The organism is Natrinema sp. CBA1119, from assembly GCF_002572525.1.
In the GTDB taxonomy this organism is placed as follows: domain Archaea; phylum Halobacteriota; class Halobacteria; order Halobacteriales; family Natrialbaceae; genus Natrinema.
The window spans coordinates 2059141-2076380 of sequence record NZ_PDBS01000001.1; the positions used below are offsets into that span (position 1 = coordinate 2059141).

Consider the following 17240-nt stretch of genomic DNA (forward strand, 5'->3'; position numbering starts at 1 on the left):
GTCACGGCAGCCGACCGGGCGCTCGTCGCTCGAGTGCTCGACTCATCGCGGTCGGTGACGAGCGGGGATAACCGGCCCCTACCGAGGCGTGGTCGCCGCCTCGAGTCCGCCCGACCGAAACGACTACCCGCTCGAGTCCGTACGGCCCTGCCATGGGAAGCTACGATATCGAGCGCTATCTCAACGTCCGCAGTGCCTACGGCGCGTCGTTCGGTCCCGACGGCGAACGGCTCTCTTTCCTAATGAATACGACCGGCACGCCACAGATCTGGACGCTCGATGAGCCCCGATCCTGGCCCGAGCAACGAACGTTCTACGACGAGCGGGTGACGTTCGCCTCGTGGTCGCCCGAGCGGCCGGAACTCATCTTCGGGATGGACGAGGGCGGCAACGAGCGCGCCCAGCTGTTCCGGCTCGAGGCCGAGACCGGCGAGATCGAGAACCTGACGGCGATGCCCGACGCCAAACACAGGTGGGGCGGCTGGAGCCACGACGGCGAGCGGTTCGCGTTCACCTCGAACCGCCGCGACGAGTCCGTCTTCGACGTCTACGTTCAGGACCGGGACGAGCGGGGAGACGATGCGACCCTCGTCTACGAAGGCGACGGCTGGCTCTCGCTGTCCGGCTGGAGCCCCGACGACTCCCGATTACTCGTCTCGCAGGCCTACTCCAACTTCGATCAGGATCTGTACGTCCTCGACCTCGCGGCCGACGAGCCCGACCTCACCCATCTCACCCCCCACGAGGGCGACGTGCGCTACCAGAGCGCGAGCTGGGCCCCCGACGGGACGGGCATCTACCTCGTCACCGACGAGGGTGAAGCCGACACGCTCTACCTCGCGTATCTCGACCTCCAGAGCGACGAGATGGAACTCGAGACCGTCATCGATGGGAAGGGATGGAACGTCGACGGCATCGCGCTGGACGACGAGACCGGCCGGTTCGTCTGCTCGCGGAACGTCGAGGGCTACACCGAACTGACCGTCGGCGAGTTCGACGCCGACGAGCCGACCGCCTACGAGACCTTTCCCGAGCCCGACCTGCCGGGCGGCATCTCCGGCGGCGTGAGTTTCGGCCCCGACGCGGAACGGTTCGCGCTGTCGACGACCGGCGACACGGTCAACACGAACGTTTTCGTGGTCGATCTCGAGAGCGGTGAGACCGAACAGTGGACCAGCGCGCCGACTGCAGGGATCCCTCCAGAAACGTTTCGCGACTCCGATCTGGTCAGCGTGGAGAGTTTCGGTGTTGACGGGCAGCGCCCGTCAGCCAGTGGGACTCCGGAGGAGTCCCACGCTGGGCTCGAGGTGCCGGGCTTCCTGACGCTTCCTGACGGGCACGAGGACGGAGAGACGCCCGTCATCGTCGACATTCATGGCGGCCCCGAAAGTCAGCGTCGTCCCTCCTTCTCGAGCGTCAAGCAGTACTTCCTCGACCGGGGCTACGCCTACTTCGAGCCGAACGTTCGCGGGTCGTCGGGTTACGGTGCCGAGTACGCCGCCCTCGACGACGTCGAAAGGCGGATGGACTCGGTCGCGGACATTCGGGCCTGCGTCGAGTGGCTGCAGGATCATCCCGCGATCGATCCCGATCGGATCGCCGCCAAGGGCGGCTCCTACGGCGGCTTCATGGTGCTGGCCGCGCTGACCGAGTATCCTGACCTCTGGGCCGCCGGCGTCGACGTCGTCGGCATCGCGAACTTCGTGACCTTCCTCGAGAATACCGGCGACTGGCGGCGCGAACTTCGCGAGGCCGAGTACGGCTCGCTCGCGGAGGATCGCGAGTTCCTCGAGGAGATCTCCCCGATCAACAACGTCGAGAACATCGAGGCCCCGCTGTTCGTCCTCCACGGCGAAAACGACCCGCGCGTTCCGGTCGGCGAGGCCGAACAGATCGCCGAGCAAGCGGCCGAACAGGGCGTGCCGGTCCGGAAACTCATCTTCGAAGACGAGGGACACGGCTTCTCGAAGCTCGAGAACCGCATCGAAGCGTACAGCGCGATCGCGGACTTCCTCGACGAACACGTCTGAGCGGCCGCTTGCTCGGATCGGTCAGCGAAATTATTACAAAGGTTATACATGATGGGGGCGTAGAGTTCCCGTTATGGCCGCTATTCAGACGACCGGGCTCACCAAGCGATACGGTAAGTCGATCCTCGCAGTCGACGACCTCGATCTCACCGTCGAGGAGGGTGAAGTGTTCGGCTTCCTCGGCCCGAACGGTGCCGGGAAGTCGACGACGATCAACATGCTCCTCGATTTCGTTCGGCCGACTGAAGGGAGCGCGACGGTGCTCGGCCTCGACGCGCAGGCCGACACCGACGAGATCCGTCACCGAATCGGCGTCCTCCCCGAAGGGGCGAGCGTCTACGACCGCCTCACCGCGCGCGAACACCTCGAGTGGGTCATCGACACGAAGGACGTGGACGACGATCCCGACGCACTGCTCGAGAAAGTCGGTCTCACGAGCGACGACGGCGATCGTCCCGCCGGCGACTACTCGAAGGGAATGGCCCAGCGCCTCGGGTTCGGCATGGCGCTGGCCGGCGATCCCGACCTCCTGATACTCGACGAACCCTCCTCGGGGCTCGATCCCGCGGGGATGCAGGAGATGCGCGAGATCATCAGCGACGAGGCGGATCGCGGCACCACCGTCTTTTTCTCGAGCCATATCCTCGGCGAGGTCGAGGCGGTTTGTGACCGCATCGGCATCATGAACGAGGGGCGGCTGGTCGCGACCGGCACCCTCGACGACCTGCAGGGCGAGTTGGACCTCGGCGCGCCGATCTCGCTCGAGGTTGCGACCGTCCCCGAGGGCCTCGCCCTCGACGATCTCGCTGGCGTCCGCTCGGTCACCGTCGAGGACGCCACGATCACGGCGACCTGCGCCGATCCCTCGGTCAAGGTCGATGTCGTCCGACACGTCGCCGAGGCGACGACCGTCCGCGATATCGTCTCCGAAGACGTCTCGCTCGAGCAACTGTTCAACACGTACACGAACGGCGAGCGCGACGAGGGGGCCGCGACGCCGGAGGCCTCAGCATGAGTACGGTAGACGTCGCGAAGAAGGACTTCCTCGACGTCCGCCGGGCCAAGATCGTCTGGTTCGTCGGCGCGTTCTACACCCTGTTTATGGTGTTGCTGGTGTACTTCGGACAGAACGGGCGGCCGGATCCGACCATCCTGAACGCCCTCTGGAATTTGACCGCTATCGGCGCGATGTTCATCCCGCTGATCGCGCTCGTGACGGCGTATCTCGCGATCGCCGGCGAACGCGAATCCGGCGGCATCAAGTACCTCCTCTCGATTCCGAACAGTCGTCGCGACGTCGTTCTCGGAAAATTTGCGACCCGGACGGCCATCGTCAGCGCGTCGATCGTCGTCGCGTTCCTGGTGGGCGGCGTGCTCACGCTACTGTGGTACCCCTCGCCCGAGATGGACACGTTCGGTATCATGGCGGCGCTGACGGTCCTGTACGCGCTGACCTACGTCGCCGTCGCGATCGCGATCTCCGCCGCGACCGCCTCTCGCTCGCGCGCGATGGGCGGTTCCATCGCCTTCTTCTTCATCACGAGCGTCTTGAACGTGTTCGGTCCGCTCCAGCTCGCTATCGACTACGTGCTCAACGACCTCGCGGGCCTCGAGGTTTCGATGAACCAGATCGCGTTCGTCCAGTCGCTGGTCAGCCCGACGGCGGCGTACGTCAACTCCACCGGGCTCGCGTTCCCCGAGGGGTTCAACACCATTCCGCCGGATCTCCCGTGGTTCCTGCAGGGCGAGACGATGCTCGTCGTCATGCTCGCCTGGCTCGTCGTCCCGCTGGCGCTGGGGATCTGGCAGTTCGAACGCGCCGATCTGGGCTGACGGAAGAATTCTCTCGACAGCGTCGGCCGGTTCGCGCGAAAAGTAGCCACCTCGGTTCCAGTTCCGGGGGCCGGTCAAATTCCACCCGACGTGACACTCAGTCGATGACGCCCGTTTTCGCCGCCACGTCTCGAGCGGCCCGTTCGTTCATCCCGTTGCCGAGAATGGTGTACCGGTCGCGGATCTCGTGACAGGTCGTCAGTGACTCGATGATCATCTCGTCGTCGATTCCGAGTTCAGCCGCCGTCGTCGGCGCGTCGATACTCGACAGCGCGTCGCGGATGTCGCGCCAGATGCCGTCTCCTCCCTGATGGAGGTAGGCGGTCATGATCGAGCCGACGCCGACCTGGTGGCCGTGGAGGGCCGCATCGGGGGCCAGCCGGTCGAGTTGGTGCGAAAAGAGGTGCTCCGCGCCGCTGGCCGGCCGCGAGGAGCCGGCGATGCTCATCGCGACGCCAGAGGACATGAGCGCCTTGGTGACGACCCAGGCCGATTCCTCGAGTCCCGGTCGGATGAGGTCAGCGTTGTCGACGAGGATTTCGGCGGTCATCTCCGAGAGCGCGGCGGCGTACTCGGAGTATTCGACGTCTTTGAGCCGCTGGGCGAGCCGCCAGTCCATCACGGCGGTATAGTTGGAAATGATGTCGGCGCAGCCGGCGGTCGTCAGCTCCCACGGTGCCTCGGCGAGGATGCCGGTGTCGGCGACGACCGCGAGCGGTGGCTCCGCGGCGACGCTGTGGCGGGAATCCCCGTCCGGAACGGAGCCGCGATTGCTGACGATCCCGTCGTGGCTGGCCGCCGTCGGCACGGAGAGAAAGCCCATATCGAGGTGGTGACTGGCCAGCTTCGCGATGTCGATTGCCTTCCCGCCGCCGATTCCGACCAGATAGGTGACCTCCTCGGCCTCGGCGACCTCGATCACCCGCTCGACGGCGGCGAAGGTCGCTTTCTGTATCGTGACGATCGCGGGCTCGATCCCGGTGGCCTCGAAGTCGGCCGCGATGGGGTCCGCAGCAACCTCGCGAGGCGTCGGACTCGTGACGAACAGCGGCCGCCCCTGCAAGTGGAGGTCGTCGATCACGTCGAGGACCTCGTCGCGAACGCCGTGGCCGACGACGACGTTTCGCGGCAAGCGGATCCACGTCGACTTCTCGAACATACCGTTCCTGACACACCCCTGGGTCATGTGTTTTTCCTCGTCGGCGCGTCGTTCGGGGCGCCCGCTGCCGGGACCGAACTGGCGAGCCGATTGCGGCGGCCGGTCGACAGCCTCGAGTCGATCCGTCGAATCGATCGGCGATATTATATAATTGCCAACTATAACGGGCGTATATGATTGCAGTAGCCGCGCTCTGGCTCGGATTGCTCGGCGCGGGTTACGCCAGTGCCAGGCTATACGGATGGTACACGCTTCGACGCCGCCCGGACGGCCGGCGATCGCTCGGTACGTATCGCCTTCTCGCCGTCGTCGGCTTCGGGACTGGAATCGTCCTCGCGTTATCCGGCCTCCTCGAGGAGACTGAAAACGCCCTCTCGAGTGTCCATCCAGCGCTGGCGGGCGGGACCGGAGCGACGCTCGCTTGGCTTCCCGTGCTCGGCGGTGCGATCGTCGCGACGCTCGTCGCGTATCTCGGCGTCTTTCCGTACGCTCGCGAACGCCGCGACCTCGAGATCAGCGCCGCGACGGCGGTCGGTCGGCTCGCGAAATATCTCGTGGCGATTACGATGCTCTGCCTTGGGGCACTCGTTCCCCTCGTCGCGCTCGTCAGCGCATCGGATCCCAGTCCGTTGTTGATCCCGCTCTCGTTCGTCGTCCTCATCGCCGTGGTCTACGCCTGGTTGCAGTACGGCATTCGCCTCTCGCAGACAGTCACCGAGACGACGGCCGAACAGCGCCAGCGACTCGAGAACGCTGGCGACCGAGCCGGCCTGACCGCGACGATCGCCGGCGTGATCCCGGCTCGCGAAGCCGAGATAGCCAGACTCTTCCTCGACGGACCGTTCTGGAATCGGCGGGTGTACGCCACGGACTACGCTCTCGACGCCCTCGACGACGAGGCGCTGACTGCGCTCTGTGCGCGTGCGGACGCCAGCGACGAGTTGTGGCTCCTCGAGCGGCGGTCACTAGTGCTGGCGCTTCTCTTCGGACTGATCGTGACGCTGACCGTCTGGACATCGCTTCTCATTATGGTGGGTTGCGTTGCGATCACCGCGCCGCTTCTTCTCCGGTATTACCGGCGGTTCGAGTTCGCTGCCGATCGCCGCGCCGCTCGATCCGTCGGAGCCGCGCCCCTCGCGTCCGCTATCGAGACCGGCTCCGACCTGTCCGACGACCGGGGTCGGCTCAGAGAGTTGCTCGCGTCGCAGCCGTCGCGGTCTCGGCGACTCGAGCGCCTTCGCGACATCTGATCAAAGCGTCTCGAGGATCCCCAGCACGCGCTCCTCGGCCTCTCGTTTCGGCCCGTTCTCGCTCCCGTCCCGGTCGCTCTCGAGGTGATCCGCGACCGAGCGATCCATCGCCGTCTCGAGCGATGTCGACTCCCAGTCGAGCGCGGCGAGTTTCGCCGTCGAGAGGACGTGGGGATACGTCCGGTAGAGGGGGTAGTCGTCGAGTTCGATGTCGCCGACCGCGAGCTCTCGCGGGCCGGCGCGGACGAGTTCTACGTCATTCGCTTTTTCCGTGGCGCTATGCGCCACGCGATCGAGGGACTCAGCGATCAGGTCGATCATCTCCTCGAGCGTGACGAGCCGTCGGTCGCCGACGTTATAGGCCTCGCCGGCCTCGCCGCGCTCGGCCACGATCCGGAGCGCGCTCGCGACGTCTTCGACGTAGACGCGGTGGCGGAGGTTCGTCCCGTCGCCGGGCACCACGACGCGGTCAAAGCGGTTCACGCGGTCGATCCACCAGTCCAGGCGCTCGGTGTGGTCGTGGGGGCCGTAGACGATTGGCGGCCGGACGGCCATTGCGCGGACGCCGTCCTCGGCCGCCGCGAAGACGGCGCGGTCGCCCTCGGCCTTCCGATTGCCGTAGGTCTCGAACGAATCGTCGGTCGCCTGCTCGAGCGTACACTCGTGCAGCGGCGTCTCGCCCTCCCGCTTGGGGATCTCCTCGCGGCCGTAGGCCGCGCCGCTCGAGACGTAGACGTACGCGTCGCAGTCCGCGAAAATGGTCGTCGCGGCGCGGACGTCTTTCGGATGGTAGGCCACGCAGTCGAAGACCGCGTCGGGGTCGACCGTCGTCGCCGCGGCCTCGAGGGCGGTCTCGTTCGTCCGGTCACCCTCGACGTGATCGACCCGTTCGTCGTCCGCGAACGGGTTTCCGCTGGTTCCGCGGGTGAACAGTGTGACGTCGTAGTCGTGCTCGAGCAAGTCGTCGACGAGGTGGCGGCCGATGAAGCGAGTGCCGCCGATGACGAGTGCGCTGTCCATGCGTAGCCGTCACGGCTGCGGGAAAAAACTGTGGCGGCTGGGCGAGCCACGCTGACTCCGTTCTCGAGGCGGCGGCCGATACGGGCGGCATCGTCAACGGAGAGCACCCGGAGTTCGCCCCTGAGCTTTTAGGGATGCCTGTGAAACGGTAGTCATGACCAATTCAGGTACCGATGCCGAGTCAGCGACCGACCCCGAACTCAGCGACGACGCGATGGGTCGGTTTCCCGTTCCGGCTTTCGAGGACCTCCCCGAGGATCTCCAGGACCGAATTGCGGCGGAAACCGACCGCGCCGGATTCACGCCGAACGTCTTCGCTGCGATGGCGTACAAACCGTCTCACTTTCGCGCGTTCTTCGACTATCACGACGCACTCGTCGAAGACACCGCCCTCGAGCGCGAAGAGATCGAAATGATCGTCGTCGCGGTCTCAGGCGTCAACCACTGCTACTACTGTAACGTCGCCCACGGCGCGCTCGTGCGAATCTACGCCGACGATCCGACGCTGGCCGATCAACTGGTGGCTAACTACCGGACCGCCGACATCAACGACGCTCATCGGACGATGCTCGACGTCGCCGTGAAACTGACCGAACGACCGACCGAGGTCGAGCGGGACGACCTCGAGGCGCTTCGCGAGGTCGGGTTCAGCGAGGAGGCGCTCTGGGATATCGCGTCCGTGACCGCGTTTTACAACCTGAGCAATCGGTTGGCGATGTTCGCGGAGATGCGGCCCAACGAGGAATTCCACACGCTGGGTCGCGAGTAGCGGTCGCGTATCGCATCCTCGAGTCGACGACGACTCCGGCCCGCGGACGGAAAATTATTGTATCGTAACGAGTGAAGAGAAGCGGCAGGTCGCGGCTCAGTCGTCGCTCGCTGCGAAACTGGTCGATTCGGCCTCTGCGGCCACCTCGGGCGCACCGGGCAGTTCGTTGCGGACATCGTCGCTCCCCTGCTCGGTGATCGCCTCGTAGTAGGCCTCGGGCATGACCTTCACGAAGGATTCGAGGGCGCGCTCCCAGTTCTCGAGCAGCAGTTGCCCGCGTTCGGAGCCGGTGTACGCGACGTGGTTCTCGACGAGCCGACGGAGCATCCGTTCGTCTTTCTCCTCGAGGTCGTCGTGAAGCGAGACCATGCCGGTGTTGGCCTTGGCCTCGAACTCGTCGTCGGGGTCGTAGACGTACGCGACGCCGCCGGACATGCCGGCGGCGAAGTTCTTCCCGGTCTCGCCGAGCACCGCGACGACGCCGCCGGTCATGTACTCACAGCCGTGGTCGCCGACGCCTTCGACGACGGCCTTGGCTCCGGAGTTGCGGACGGCGAAGCGCTCGCCGGCGACGCCGTTGACGTACATTTGTCCGTCGGTCGCGCCGTAGAGTGCGACGTTGCCAATCGAGATGTTTTCCGTTGGATCGTAGCCCGCGGTCTCGGGCGTGCGAATCGTGAGTTTGCCACCGGAGAGCCCCTTGCCGACGTAGTCGTTCGCGCTGCCGTCGAGATGCATCGAGACGCCGCTGGCGAGGAACGCACCGAAGCTCTGGCCGGCGGTCCCTTCCGCGTCGATGGTGATCGTATCCTCCGGGAGGCCGGGTTCACCGTAGCGGTCCGTGATGCGGTTCGAGAGCATCGCGCCGACGGTCCGGTCGACGTTCGTGACGTCCGTCTCGAGCGAGACGGGTTCTTGGTCCTCGATGGCGTCGGCCGCGGCCTCGATGAGGTCGCGGTCGAGTTGGTCCTCGAGCTCGTGGTCCTGTTCGCGGATCTTGCGGCGGACGTCGCCGCCCGGATCCGCCAGCACTTCCGAGAGGTCGACTTTGCGAGCCTTCGGGTGGTCGACATCGGTACGCTGTTCCAGGACGCCAACCTGCCCGATCATCTCGTCGATGGTCTCGTAACCGAGTTCGGCCATGATCTCGCGCAGCTCCTGGGCGATGAACGTCATGTAGTTGATGACGTGTTCGGGCTCGCCGGGGAAGCGCTTGCGCAGGTCCTCACGCTGGGTGGCGACGCCGACCGGGCAGGTGTTCTTGTGACACTGTCGGGCCATCACGCAGCCGCCGGTGACCAGCGAGGCGGTGCCGAAGATGTACTCTTCGGCGCCGAGGAGGGCGGCGACGGCGACGTCGCGCCCGGTCTTCATCCCGCCGTCGGTCGAGACGCGGATGCGATCGCGGAGGCCGGTCGCACAGAGCATCTGGTTGGCCTCGGCGAGGCCGAGCTCCCAGGGGAGACCGGCGCTCTTGATCGAGGTGCGCGGCGAGGCACCGGTGCCGCCGTCGTGACCCGAGATGTGGACCACGTCGGCGTTGGCCTTGGCGACGCCGGCGGCGACCGTGCCGATGCCGGCCTCGGAGACGAGCTTGACGTTGATGTCCGCCGTCTCGTTCGCGGCTTTCAGGTCGAAGATCAGCTGTTTGAGGTCCTCGATGGAGTAGATGTCGTGTAGCGGCGGCGGCGAGATGAGCCCCACGCCGGGCGTCGACTTGCGGACGTGGGCGATCATCTCGTTGACCTTCGAGCCGGGGAGGTGGCCACCCTCTCCGGGCTTCGAGCCCTGTGCCATCTTGATCTGCAGCTCGTCGGCGTTCGAGAGGTACGTCGAGGTGACGCCGAAGCGGCCCGACGCCACCTGTTTGACGTTACACTCGCGCTCGGTGTTGAATCGCTCGGGCGGTTCGCCGCCCTCGCCGGAGTTGGACTTGGCGCCCAGCCGGTTCATCGCGATCGAGTTGTTCTCGTGGGCCTCCGGCGAGAGACTCCCGAGACTCATCGCGGCCGTCGAGAACCGCTGGACGACGTCCTTGATCGGCTCGACGTCCTCGACCGGGATCGGATCGCGATCCGACTCGAACTCGAGGAGGCCCCGAAGCGTCTGGAGGTTCTGTTGCTGATCGTTGATCTGCTCGGCGAACTCCTGGTAGCGCTCGTAGTCGTTCGAGCGGACCGCCTGCTGGAGCGCGCCGACGGTCTGGGGGTTCCACTGGTGGTAGATCCCGTCCGAACGGTGTTCGAACTCGCCGTGGCGGTCGAGGTCGGCGTCCTCGCCGTCGCCGTCGAAGGCGGTGGCGTGGCGCTCGCGGAGGTCTTCCTCGATCTCGGCGAGGCCGATCCCCTCGGTGCGGTTCTCGGTGCCTTCGAAGTACTCGGCGACCAGCCCCGAGTCGAGGCCGACGGCCTCGAAGATCTGTGCTCCCTGGTAGCTCTCGACCGTCGAGATGCCCATCTTGGCCATGATCTTCAGCAGGCCGTCCTCGACCGCGCCGACGTAGGCGTCGATCGCGACCTCGGTGTCGGCTCCGTCGGGGCCGGCGGTGATGTCCTCGATCGTCTGGTAGGCGAGGTACGGGTTGACAGCGCCGGCGCCGTAGCCGACCAGCGTCGCGAAGTGGTGGACGGTCCGCGGATCGGCGGACTCGACGACGAGCCCGACGTGGTTGCGCAGCCCGTTGCGCACGAGGTGGTGGTGAACGGCACCGGTCGCGAGCAGGCTCGGGATCGCGACCCGGTCCTCGTCGACGGTCCGGTCCGAGAGGACGATGATGTCGTGACCGCCGTCCTCGATCGCCTCGACGACGTCCTCGCGGACGCGCTCGATGGCGGCTTCGAGGCCGGCCCCGAGTTCCGCGCTCTCTGGTTCGTAGGTGATGTCGATCGTCGCGGTGGTGATCCCGTTGGTCGAACAGTCGCGGATCGAGCCGAGTTCGGCGTCGGTCAGGATCGGCGAGTCGAGCACGAGCTGGCGGGCGTGTTCGGGCGACTCGTCGAGCAGGTTCCGCTGGAAGCCCAGCCGGCTCTCCATCGAGGTGACCAGTTCCTCGCGGATGTAGTCCAGCGGCGGGTTGGTGACCTGCGCGAACAGCTGCTTGAAGTAGGAGAACAGCGGTCGGTTGAAATCGGTGAGGACCGACAGCGGCGTGTCGTCACCCATCGAGCCGACGGGGTCTTTCCCCTTCTGGGTCATCGGCTCGATCATGTTCTCGAGTTCGTCGTGCGTGTAGCCGAACGCGGCCTGATAGTCTCGCAGCCCCGAGACCGTCTGCTGTGGCGAACGATCGTTCGTGGTGCGGATGTCGTCGAGATGGACCTGCTCCTGGGCGACCCACTCGCCGTAGCGGTCGTCGGTGAGGTCCTCGAAGACCTCCTCGTCGGGAATGACGCGCCCCTCGTTGGGGTCGGCGAGGAACAGCTGACCGGGCTTGAGACGGCCGCGCTCTTCGATGTTTTCGGGCTCGGTCTCGAGCGCGCCGGCCTCGCTGGCCATGATCAGCTGATTGTCCGTCGTCACGTCGTACCGGCACGGGCGCAGTCCGTTGCGGTCGAGGACGGCACCGACGCGTTCGCCGTCGGTCGCCGCGACGAGCGCGGGACCGTCCCACGGCTCGACGAGCGAGGCGTGGAAGTCGTACCAGTCCTTTCGATCGGGGTCCATCGCGTCGTCGCCGCGCCAGGCCTCGGGAACGAGCATCCGCAGGGCGTGTTCGAGGTCCCGGCCGTCCTGCATGAGGAGTTCGAGGGCGTTGTCGACGCTCGCCGTGTCGGACTGGTCGGGATCGTCGATGATCGGCTTGACCGCCTCGAGGTCCGCGAGGACGTCGCTCTCGATGTCGGTCTCGCGGGCCCGCATCCAGTTGATGTTGCCCTGAATGGTGTTGAACTCGCCGTTGTGGATGATGTTTCGGTAGGGGTGGGCGAGGTGCCAGGCGCCGAGCGTGTTCGTCGAGAATCGCTCGTGGACCATCGCGAACGTCGATTCCATGCGCTCGTCGGTGAGATCGGGGTAGTAGTCGGGGACCTGAACGCCTTTCAGCAGTCCCTTGTAAACGACCGTCTTGGAGTCGAGAGAGACGACATAAAAGCGCTCTTTGTTCTCGATATCGGCGCTTTCGACGGCGTTCTCGAGCGCGCGTCGGGCGACGTAGAGTCGGCGGTCGAAGTCGTCACCGGAGATATTGTCGTCGGGTGCGACGACGACCTGATGGACGTCGGGTTCGGAGTCGACGGCTGTTTCGCCGAGGTCGTCGTTGTTGGTCGGGACGTCCCGCCACTCGAGGACCGAGAGATCGTAGGTATCGACCGTCTCCTCGACCAGCGAGACGAGCGCGTTGCGAGCCGCGTCGTCCTGGGGCAAAAAGAGCGAACCGACGGCGTAGGTGTCCGGAAGCTCGGCGTCGAGGACCTCTCGGAAGAACGAATCCGGCGTCTGAAGCATGATGCCGGCTCCGTCGCCGGTGTTCTTCTCCGCCCCGGTCGTCCCCCGGTGCTCGAGATTGATGAGTAGTTCGAGTCCGTCAGCGACGACGTCGTGGCCCCCATCCCCATCGAGATCCATGACGACGCCGACGCCGCAGTTCGACCGCGCGTCCGCGGGGTCGGCGAGCCCCTGTGAACGCTCGGCGGATGACGCTATATGTGGCTGTGGCATAGCCCTCCCTAGCGGAAACAGATATAAGAGGCTAACCCATTATGGCTAAGTGTATTATAAACACATATGGTGTGATATAAGGTATTTGTGGGGCCCTTATACATTCACCTCGTCACCGTTCACGCGCCGTCTCGCCGCAGTTGCGACTGCTATCGGATCGAGCTACCGCTCTGGGGTCGAGATTCAGGACGGCACTGTTCGAACCCCCATCCGGGAAGCGATGCTTCCCGATAGCGGGGTGAATTGTCAGAGGCACGTAGTGTTCACCCACCAGAGTGAACACCACAGTCTCTAATTACTCGCCGCTGGTAAGCACTATTGGGTTAAAGAGTTAGGTACGCATGGCAGTGGCACCCACAATTTGTCGAGGTGACCGTTCGAACCAGTTCCCGAAGCGAGGCCGACCGGTTCACGTGGGGAGTCCGTCTCGACCCTGTTCGCACCGACGATCCATCTCACCGTTTCACGCATCCCGATGTGAGCGTTTCGTCGAAGACGACATCAGATCGAAAGTACCTGCCGCCGGCAGCGAAACACCGGAAAGCTGACGGTTCGATTCCCGGCTCGAGCGAGCAACGACGAGTCGACATGTTACCACCGAACAGGCGTGTTACTGCCGAACGGACCTGCTCCCGTCGAGTAACCGCGCTAGTACGACTTCGCGAAGTAGGCAATCTCGTCGGCGGGATCGCCACAGACGCCACACTCGTCGCGGTCGGGTTCGGGTACCTCGCCGGCCGTCGTCCCGCCTTCGTCGGCCAGGGGTTGCATGACGATCTCGGCGGCGATCTTCTCCTTGATGGCCGTTTCACAGGCCTCGTCGCCACACCACGGCGTCTTCACGTAGCCGCCGTGTTTGCCGATCGTCCCGAGGATCTCCTCCGGACTGTGGGCGTCCCGGACGTTCTCCTCGAGGTTCTCTTGCGCGGTCTCGTACAGTTTGTCGTAGATCTCGTCCAGATGCTCGTCGACGGCGTCGACGATCTCGTCGCGCTCGGCGACGGACTGTTCGTTGTCCGGCCGGTGAACCAGCGTGGCTTCCCCGTCGTCGACCTCGTGGGGGCCGATCTCGAGTCGCAGCGGGATCCCGTTGAGCTCGTGTTCGTTGAACTTGAAGCCGGGATTTCGCTCGTCGCGGTCGTCGAGTTCCACGCGGAAGCCGGCCGTCTCGAGGTCGTCGGCGATATTTTCCGAGTACTCGAGGACGTCGTCTTTGGTATCCTCCTGCCAGATGGGAACGATGACGACCTGCGTGGGCGCGACCGTCGGCGGGAGCACGAGCCCCTGATCGTCGGAGTGGGTCATGATGAGCGCCCCGATCGCTCGCCAGGAGAGCCCCCACGAGGTGGTGTAGGCCGTCTGTTCGGCCTCGTCCTCGTCCGCGAAGGTGATGTCGAACGCCTCGGCGAAGCTCTGGCCGAGGTTGTGGCTGGTCGCCCCCTGGACGGACTTGCCGTCGGGCATCAGCGCCTCGACGGTCGTCGTGGTGTCCGCGCCGGGGAACTTGTCGTGTTCGGGCTTCTTGCCGCGCAACACCGGAATCGCCAGCACGTCCTCGTAGACGCGCTCGTACTGTCCGAGGCGAGTCCAGACCTCCTCCCACGCGCCGGCGTTGCTCGCGTGGGCGGTGTGGCCCTCCTGCCACATGAATTCCTTCGTCCGGAAGAACGGCTTGGTCTCCGTGGCCTCCCAGCGCACGACCGAACACCACTGGTTGAGCCGCATCGGCAGGTCGCGGTGGCTGCGGGTCCACTCGGCCATGAAGGGTGCGATGATCGATTCGCTTGTCGGACGGACCGCCAGTCGCTCCTCGAGTTCCTCGTGGCCGCCCTGGGTCACCCACGCGACCTCCGGGTCGAAGCCTTCGACGATGTCTTTCTCCCGCTCGAGGTAGCTCTCGGGGATGAACATCGGGAAGTAGACGTTGTCGACGCCGGTCTCCTTGAACCAGCCGTCCAGCGAGTCCTGAATGGCCTCCCAAAGGGCGTAGCCGCGCGGTTTCGTGACGATGAACCCGCCCATCGGGGCGTAGTCCGCGAGGTTCGCCTTCTGGACGACCTCGGCGTACCACTCCCCGGGCTTGTGCGATTTCGACTCGGTGATCCCGAGTTCTTGACTCTCGTCGCTCATTGTGTCGACATGCAGGCAGCGCGGGCTTAAACCATGCGAAGGCCACCGGCGACGCGTGGGAGGCGTTCTCCTGCACTGCCGCGCAAGACGGTCGCTCGCGACTCAGCGAGCGCGTTCCAGGCGGCCGATCAGTCGCGGTCGCCGTCCGCGGGGTCGGCGTCCGAATCTGTATCCGTCACGCACGCGAGAACCACGACCGGACGGAAAACCGTCCCCGTTGGACGTGCCGGACTGCGGGACGGAGTGCGAGCGTCGCCCGACCGCTCAGACTCCGATTCGCTCGCCCAGTTCGGGCGCCGTCGCGTCGTAGCCGTCGGCGCGCAGCTCCGCCGCGAACGCCTCGCAGCGATCGCCGTGATTGATCAGTACCGTTGCATCCGCATATGACTCGAGGAACGCGCGAACCCCGTCTCGATCCGCGTGCGCGGAGAAGTCGTACTGTTCGACCCGCGCGCTGACCGGCATCATCCGGCCGTCGATCTCGGCGCTCCCGGTCTCGAGCAGGTCGCGGCCGGGGGTCCCCTCGACCTGATAGCCCGTCATGGCGATCTTGTTCGTCGGGTGGGAGCGGATCGCGGGCACGTAGGTCATCGCGGGGCCGCCGTGGAGCATCCCGCTGGTCGTGACGATCACGGTATTCTGCTCGGCGATCCGTCGGCGCTGGCCGTCGCGGCCGTCGACGAACCTGGCGTTGCCCTTCGCCCGGCGCAGCAGGTCCGGATCGCGCAGGAATCCTCGGTTCGCATCCCGGAGAAAGAGTTCCGTGACGCGTTTGCCCATCCCGTCGACGTAGCACTCGAGGTCGTGTTCCTCGCAGATGCAGAGCACCTCCTGCGTGCGGCCGATACCGAAGGCGGGGACGACGACGGTGCCGCCCTCCCAGATCGTCGTTCGAAGACTCTCGGCGAACTCGCGTTCGATTTCGGGTCGCGGCGGTCGCGTCACGTCCGAGTAGGTGCTCTCACAGAGCACAACATCGGCGTCGGGTCGCGCGGTGGTGCCGTCGAGTAACCGCTGTTCCTCGGTGTGAAAGTCACCGGTGTAGAGCAGTCTGGTCTCGCCGTCGTTCACGAGCACGTGGGCGCTGCCGGGGACGTGACCGGCATCGAAGAACGTGATCTCGTACCCGGCAGCATCGAAGGTGTGCTCGTATCCGTGGGTCTCGGAGACTTCCGCGACGCGAGCGAGTTCCGCCTGGGTGAACGGACAGTCGTAGCTTCCACCGTGGAGTTTCAGCGTGTCCCGCGCGAGGACCATCGTGAGATCGTACGTCGGTTGCGTCCAGTGGATCGGCGGCCGGGCGTCACCTGACAGGAGCGCCGGAACGGAGCCGACGTGATCGAGGTGGCCGTGACTGACGACGATGGCGTCGGGATCGACGTCGCCGATCGGAAACGACGGCGGGTTCCCCGAATCCATTCCGAAATCGAGCAAGAGCGTGTCGTCGATGAGGATCGCGCTCCGGCCGATCTCGCGCGCGCCACCCAGCAACTGGACGTCCATTACGAATCCCTTGCATCTCGTCTGGTTTGCCTCCGTTGGTTCACGGACTCCGGTCGAGATGTCCGTCACTCGCGTCGCTCGTCCGGTCCGAGGACGCGCTCGAGTTCTCGTTCGAACTCGTCATCGTCGAGTTCGCCGTCGACGTACCGAGAGCGAACTCGGTCCTCGGGAGCGGTCCGGTCGTCGGACTGCTGCGGTGGACGCGCGTCGCCTTCGGCGGCTGAATCGCCACTGAACACTGAAAACAGCCCGACGATCGCCAGAACGAACAGGCTCAGGACGGCGAGCGAGACGATCACCGAGAGAACGGCGACGACGAGGGAGAGCGCGATACCGACGATCGTTCCGACGACGCTCAGCGCGATGAGCGCGAGTACGAGCACGCCGATTCCCTGGAACAGGATGGAACTGAGGCGTCCCATACGCACCGTTCGTCGGATGTGCACAAAAACCACTCGGGGCCGCAGACGGCGATAATCGCGATGCTGTGACTTTCTTTCGAGTCGACCGTTCGCGAAGCGGTATCAGGAGCTGTTCGATCGAGGGTCGTTCGCATCGGCCCGCCGGGCGTCGGTCCGTTCGGTCAGCCCGATGAGATAGACGTCGAGGAGACAGATCAACAGGATCGCGAGCGGCACGGCGACGTCGGTAAAGCGCACCGCATCGAACTGCAGTGCCGTCACGACGAACGGCTCGCCCGGTTCGAACGCGCCCGACAGCGATCGCGCGCTCAGGAACGCGATCGCGAGGCCGTAGCAAACGAACCAGATCCCGGCGCGTTTCCACCGACCGAGGTAACAGTGGCCGAGGCCGGCGACGAGCGCTGACAGTGGATACGCCGGCCAGACTGGCCGTGACAGCTCGCTCATTGAGAGCTACCTACGTCGTGG

General features: G+C 65.4%; 12 protein-coding genes. 5 read left to right on the forward strand and 7 right to left on the reverse strand.

Going from position 1 to position 17240, the window contains the following annotated elements; all coding sequences use genetic code 11:
* Window positions 1-152: 152 nt before the first annotated feature.
* From CP556_RS10120 to CP556_RS10130, 3 genes are all read left to right on the forward strand, one after another.
* Window positions 153-2030, forward strand: a complete 1878-nt coding sequence (locus CP556_RS10120; protein ID WP_098725505.1) for a S9 family peptidase — start codon at window positions 153-155, stop codon at window positions 2028-2030.
* A 73-nt stretch (window positions 2031-2103) separates the two neighbouring features.
* Window positions 2104-3045 carry an ABC transporter ATP-binding protein gene (locus CP556_RS10125; RefSeq protein WP_098725506.1) on the forward strand — a complete coding sequence of 314 codons (942 nt, stop codon included), beginning with the start codon at window positions 2104-2106 and terminating at the stop codon, window positions 3043-3045.
* Window positions 3042-3863 carry an ABC transporter permease subunit gene (locus CP556_RS10130; protein WP_098725507.1) on the forward strand — a complete coding sequence of 274 codons (822 nt, stop codon included), beginning with the start codon at window positions 3042-3044 and terminating at the stop codon, window positions 3861-3863. Before CP556_RS10125 ends, CP556_RS10130 begins: the two co-directional genes overlap by 4 nt.
* 97 nt (window positions 3864-3960) lie before the next feature.
* Here CP556_RS10130 and CP556_RS10135 read toward each other — a convergent pair whose 3' ends face one another.
* The gene (locus CP556_RS10135) at window positions 3961-5022 is read right to left on the reverse strand and encodes an NAD(P)-dependent glycerol-1-phosphate dehydrogenase (protein WP_098727358.1); all 1062 of its coding nucleotides are present in this window, start codon (window positions 5020-5022) and stop codon (window positions 3961-3963) included.
* A gap of 173 nt (window positions 5023-5195) precedes the next feature.
* Here CP556_RS10135 and CP556_RS10140 point away from each other — a divergent pair, with 173 nt between their 5' ends.
* Entirely contained in the window at window positions 5196-6272 is a 1077-nt protein-coding gene (locus CP556_RS10140; RefSeq protein ID WP_098725508.1) for a M48 family metalloprotease, read from the forward strand.
* Here CP556_RS10140 and CP556_RS10145 read toward each other — a convergent pair whose 3' ends face one another.
* The gene (locus tag CP556_RS10145; protein ID WP_098725509.1) at window positions 6273-7292 is read right to left on the reverse strand and encodes an NAD-dependent epimerase/dehydratase family protein; all 1020 of its coding nucleotides are present in this window, start codon (window positions 7290-7292) and stop codon (window positions 6273-6275) included. It abuts the gene before it with no gap.
* Between the two features lie 154 nt (window positions 7293-7446).
* Between CP556_RS10145 and CP556_RS10150 the strand changes: the two genes are divergently transcribed.
* Window positions 7447-8061: a peroxidase-related enzyme gene (locus CP556_RS10150; protein ID WP_098725510.1), complete on the forward strand. Its 615-nt coding sequence runs from the start codon at window positions 7447-7449 to the stop codon at window positions 8059-8061.
* Window positions 8062-8157: 96 nt separating this feature from the next.
* Here the strand turns inward: CP556_RS10150 and gltB are convergent, their stop codons facing one another.
* The 5 genes from gltB to CP556_RS10175 all read right to left on the reverse strand — a co-directional run bounded on the left by gltB (window position 8158) and on the right by CP556_RS10175 (window position 17219).
* Complete coding sequence (gltB, locus tag CP556_RS10155) at window positions 8158-12717, reverse strand: glutamate synthase large subunit (protein WP_176548166.1); 4560 nt, start codon at window positions 12715-12717, stop codon at window positions 8158-8160.
* Window positions 12718-13365: 648 nt separating this feature from the next.
* On the reverse strand, window positions 13366-14847 hold the full coding sequence (proS, locus tag CP556_RS10160) for a proline--tRNA ligase (protein WP_098725511.1): 1482 nt from the start codon (window positions 14845-14847) through the stop codon (window positions 13366-13368).
* A gap of 264 nt (window positions 14848-15111) precedes the next feature.
* Complete coding sequence (locus tag CP556_RS10165) at window positions 15112-16350, reverse strand: MBL fold metallo-hydrolase (RefSeq protein WP_098725512.1); 1239 nt, start codon at window positions 16348-16350, stop codon at window positions 15112-15114.
* Between the two features lie 65 nt (window positions 16351-16415).
* The gene (locus tag CP556_RS10170) at window positions 16416-16772 is read right to left on the reverse strand and encodes an SHOCT domain-containing protein (RefSeq protein WP_098725513.1); all 357 of its coding nucleotides are present in this window, start codon (window positions 16770-16772) and stop codon (window positions 16416-16418) included.
* Between the two features lie 102 nt (window positions 16773-16874).
* Window positions 16875-17219: a hypothetical protein gene (locus CP556_RS10175; RefSeq protein WP_098725514.1), complete on the reverse strand. Its 345-nt coding sequence runs from the start codon at window positions 17217-17219 to the stop codon at window positions 16875-16877.
* Window positions 17220-17240 lie beyond the last annotated feature (21 nt).

Excerpts from the sequence above, each read along its gene's own strand:
- CP556_RS10120 (WP_098725505.1), top strand. The coding sequence starts at position 153 with ATGGGAAGCTACGATATCGAGCGCTATCTCAACGTCCGCAGTGCCTAC.
- CP556_RS10125 (WP_098725506.1), top strand. The coding sequence starts at position 2,104 with ATGGCCGCTATTCAGACGACCGGGCTCACCAAGCGATACGGTAAGTCG.
- CP556_RS10130 (WP_098725507.1), top strand. The coding sequence starts at position 3,042 with ATGAGTACGGTAGACGTCGCGAAGAAGGACTTCCTCGACGTCCGCCGG.
- CP556_RS10135 (WP_098727358.1), bottom strand. The coding sequence starts at position 5,022 with ATGTTCGAGAAGTCGACGTGGATCCGCTTGCCGCGAAACGTCGTCGTC.
- CP556_RS10140 (WP_098725508.1), top strand. The coding sequence starts at position 5,196 with ATGATTGCAGTAGCCGCGCTCTGGCTCGGATTGCTCGGCGCGGGTTAC.
- CP556_RS10145 (WP_098725509.1), bottom strand. The coding sequence starts at position 7,292 with ATGGACAGCGCACTCGTCATCGGCGGCACTCGCTTCATCGGCCGCCAC.
- CP556_RS10150 (WP_098725510.1), top strand. The coding sequence starts at position 7,447 with ATGACCAATTCAGGTACCGATGCCGAGTCAGCGACCGACCCCGAACTC.
- gltB (WP_176548166.1), bottom strand. The coding sequence starts at position 12,717 with ATGCCACAGCCACATATAGCGTCATCCGCCGAGCGTTCACAGGGGCTC.
- proS (WP_098725511.1), bottom strand. The coding sequence starts at position 14,847 with ATGAGCGACGAGAGTCAAGAACTCGGGATCACCGAGTCGAAATCGCAC.
- CP556_RS10165 (WP_098725512.1), bottom strand. The coding sequence starts at position 16,350 with ATGGACGTCCAGTTGCTGGGTGGCGCGCGCGAGATCGGCCGGAGCGCG.
- CP556_RS10170 (WP_098725513.1), bottom strand. The coding sequence starts at position 16,772 with ATGGGACGCCTCAGTTCCATCCTGTTCCAGGGAATCGGCGTGCTCGTA.
- CP556_RS10175 (WP_098725514.1), bottom strand. The coding sequence starts at position 17,219 with ATGAGCGAGCTGTCACGGCCAGTCTGGCCGGCGTATCCACTGTCAGCG.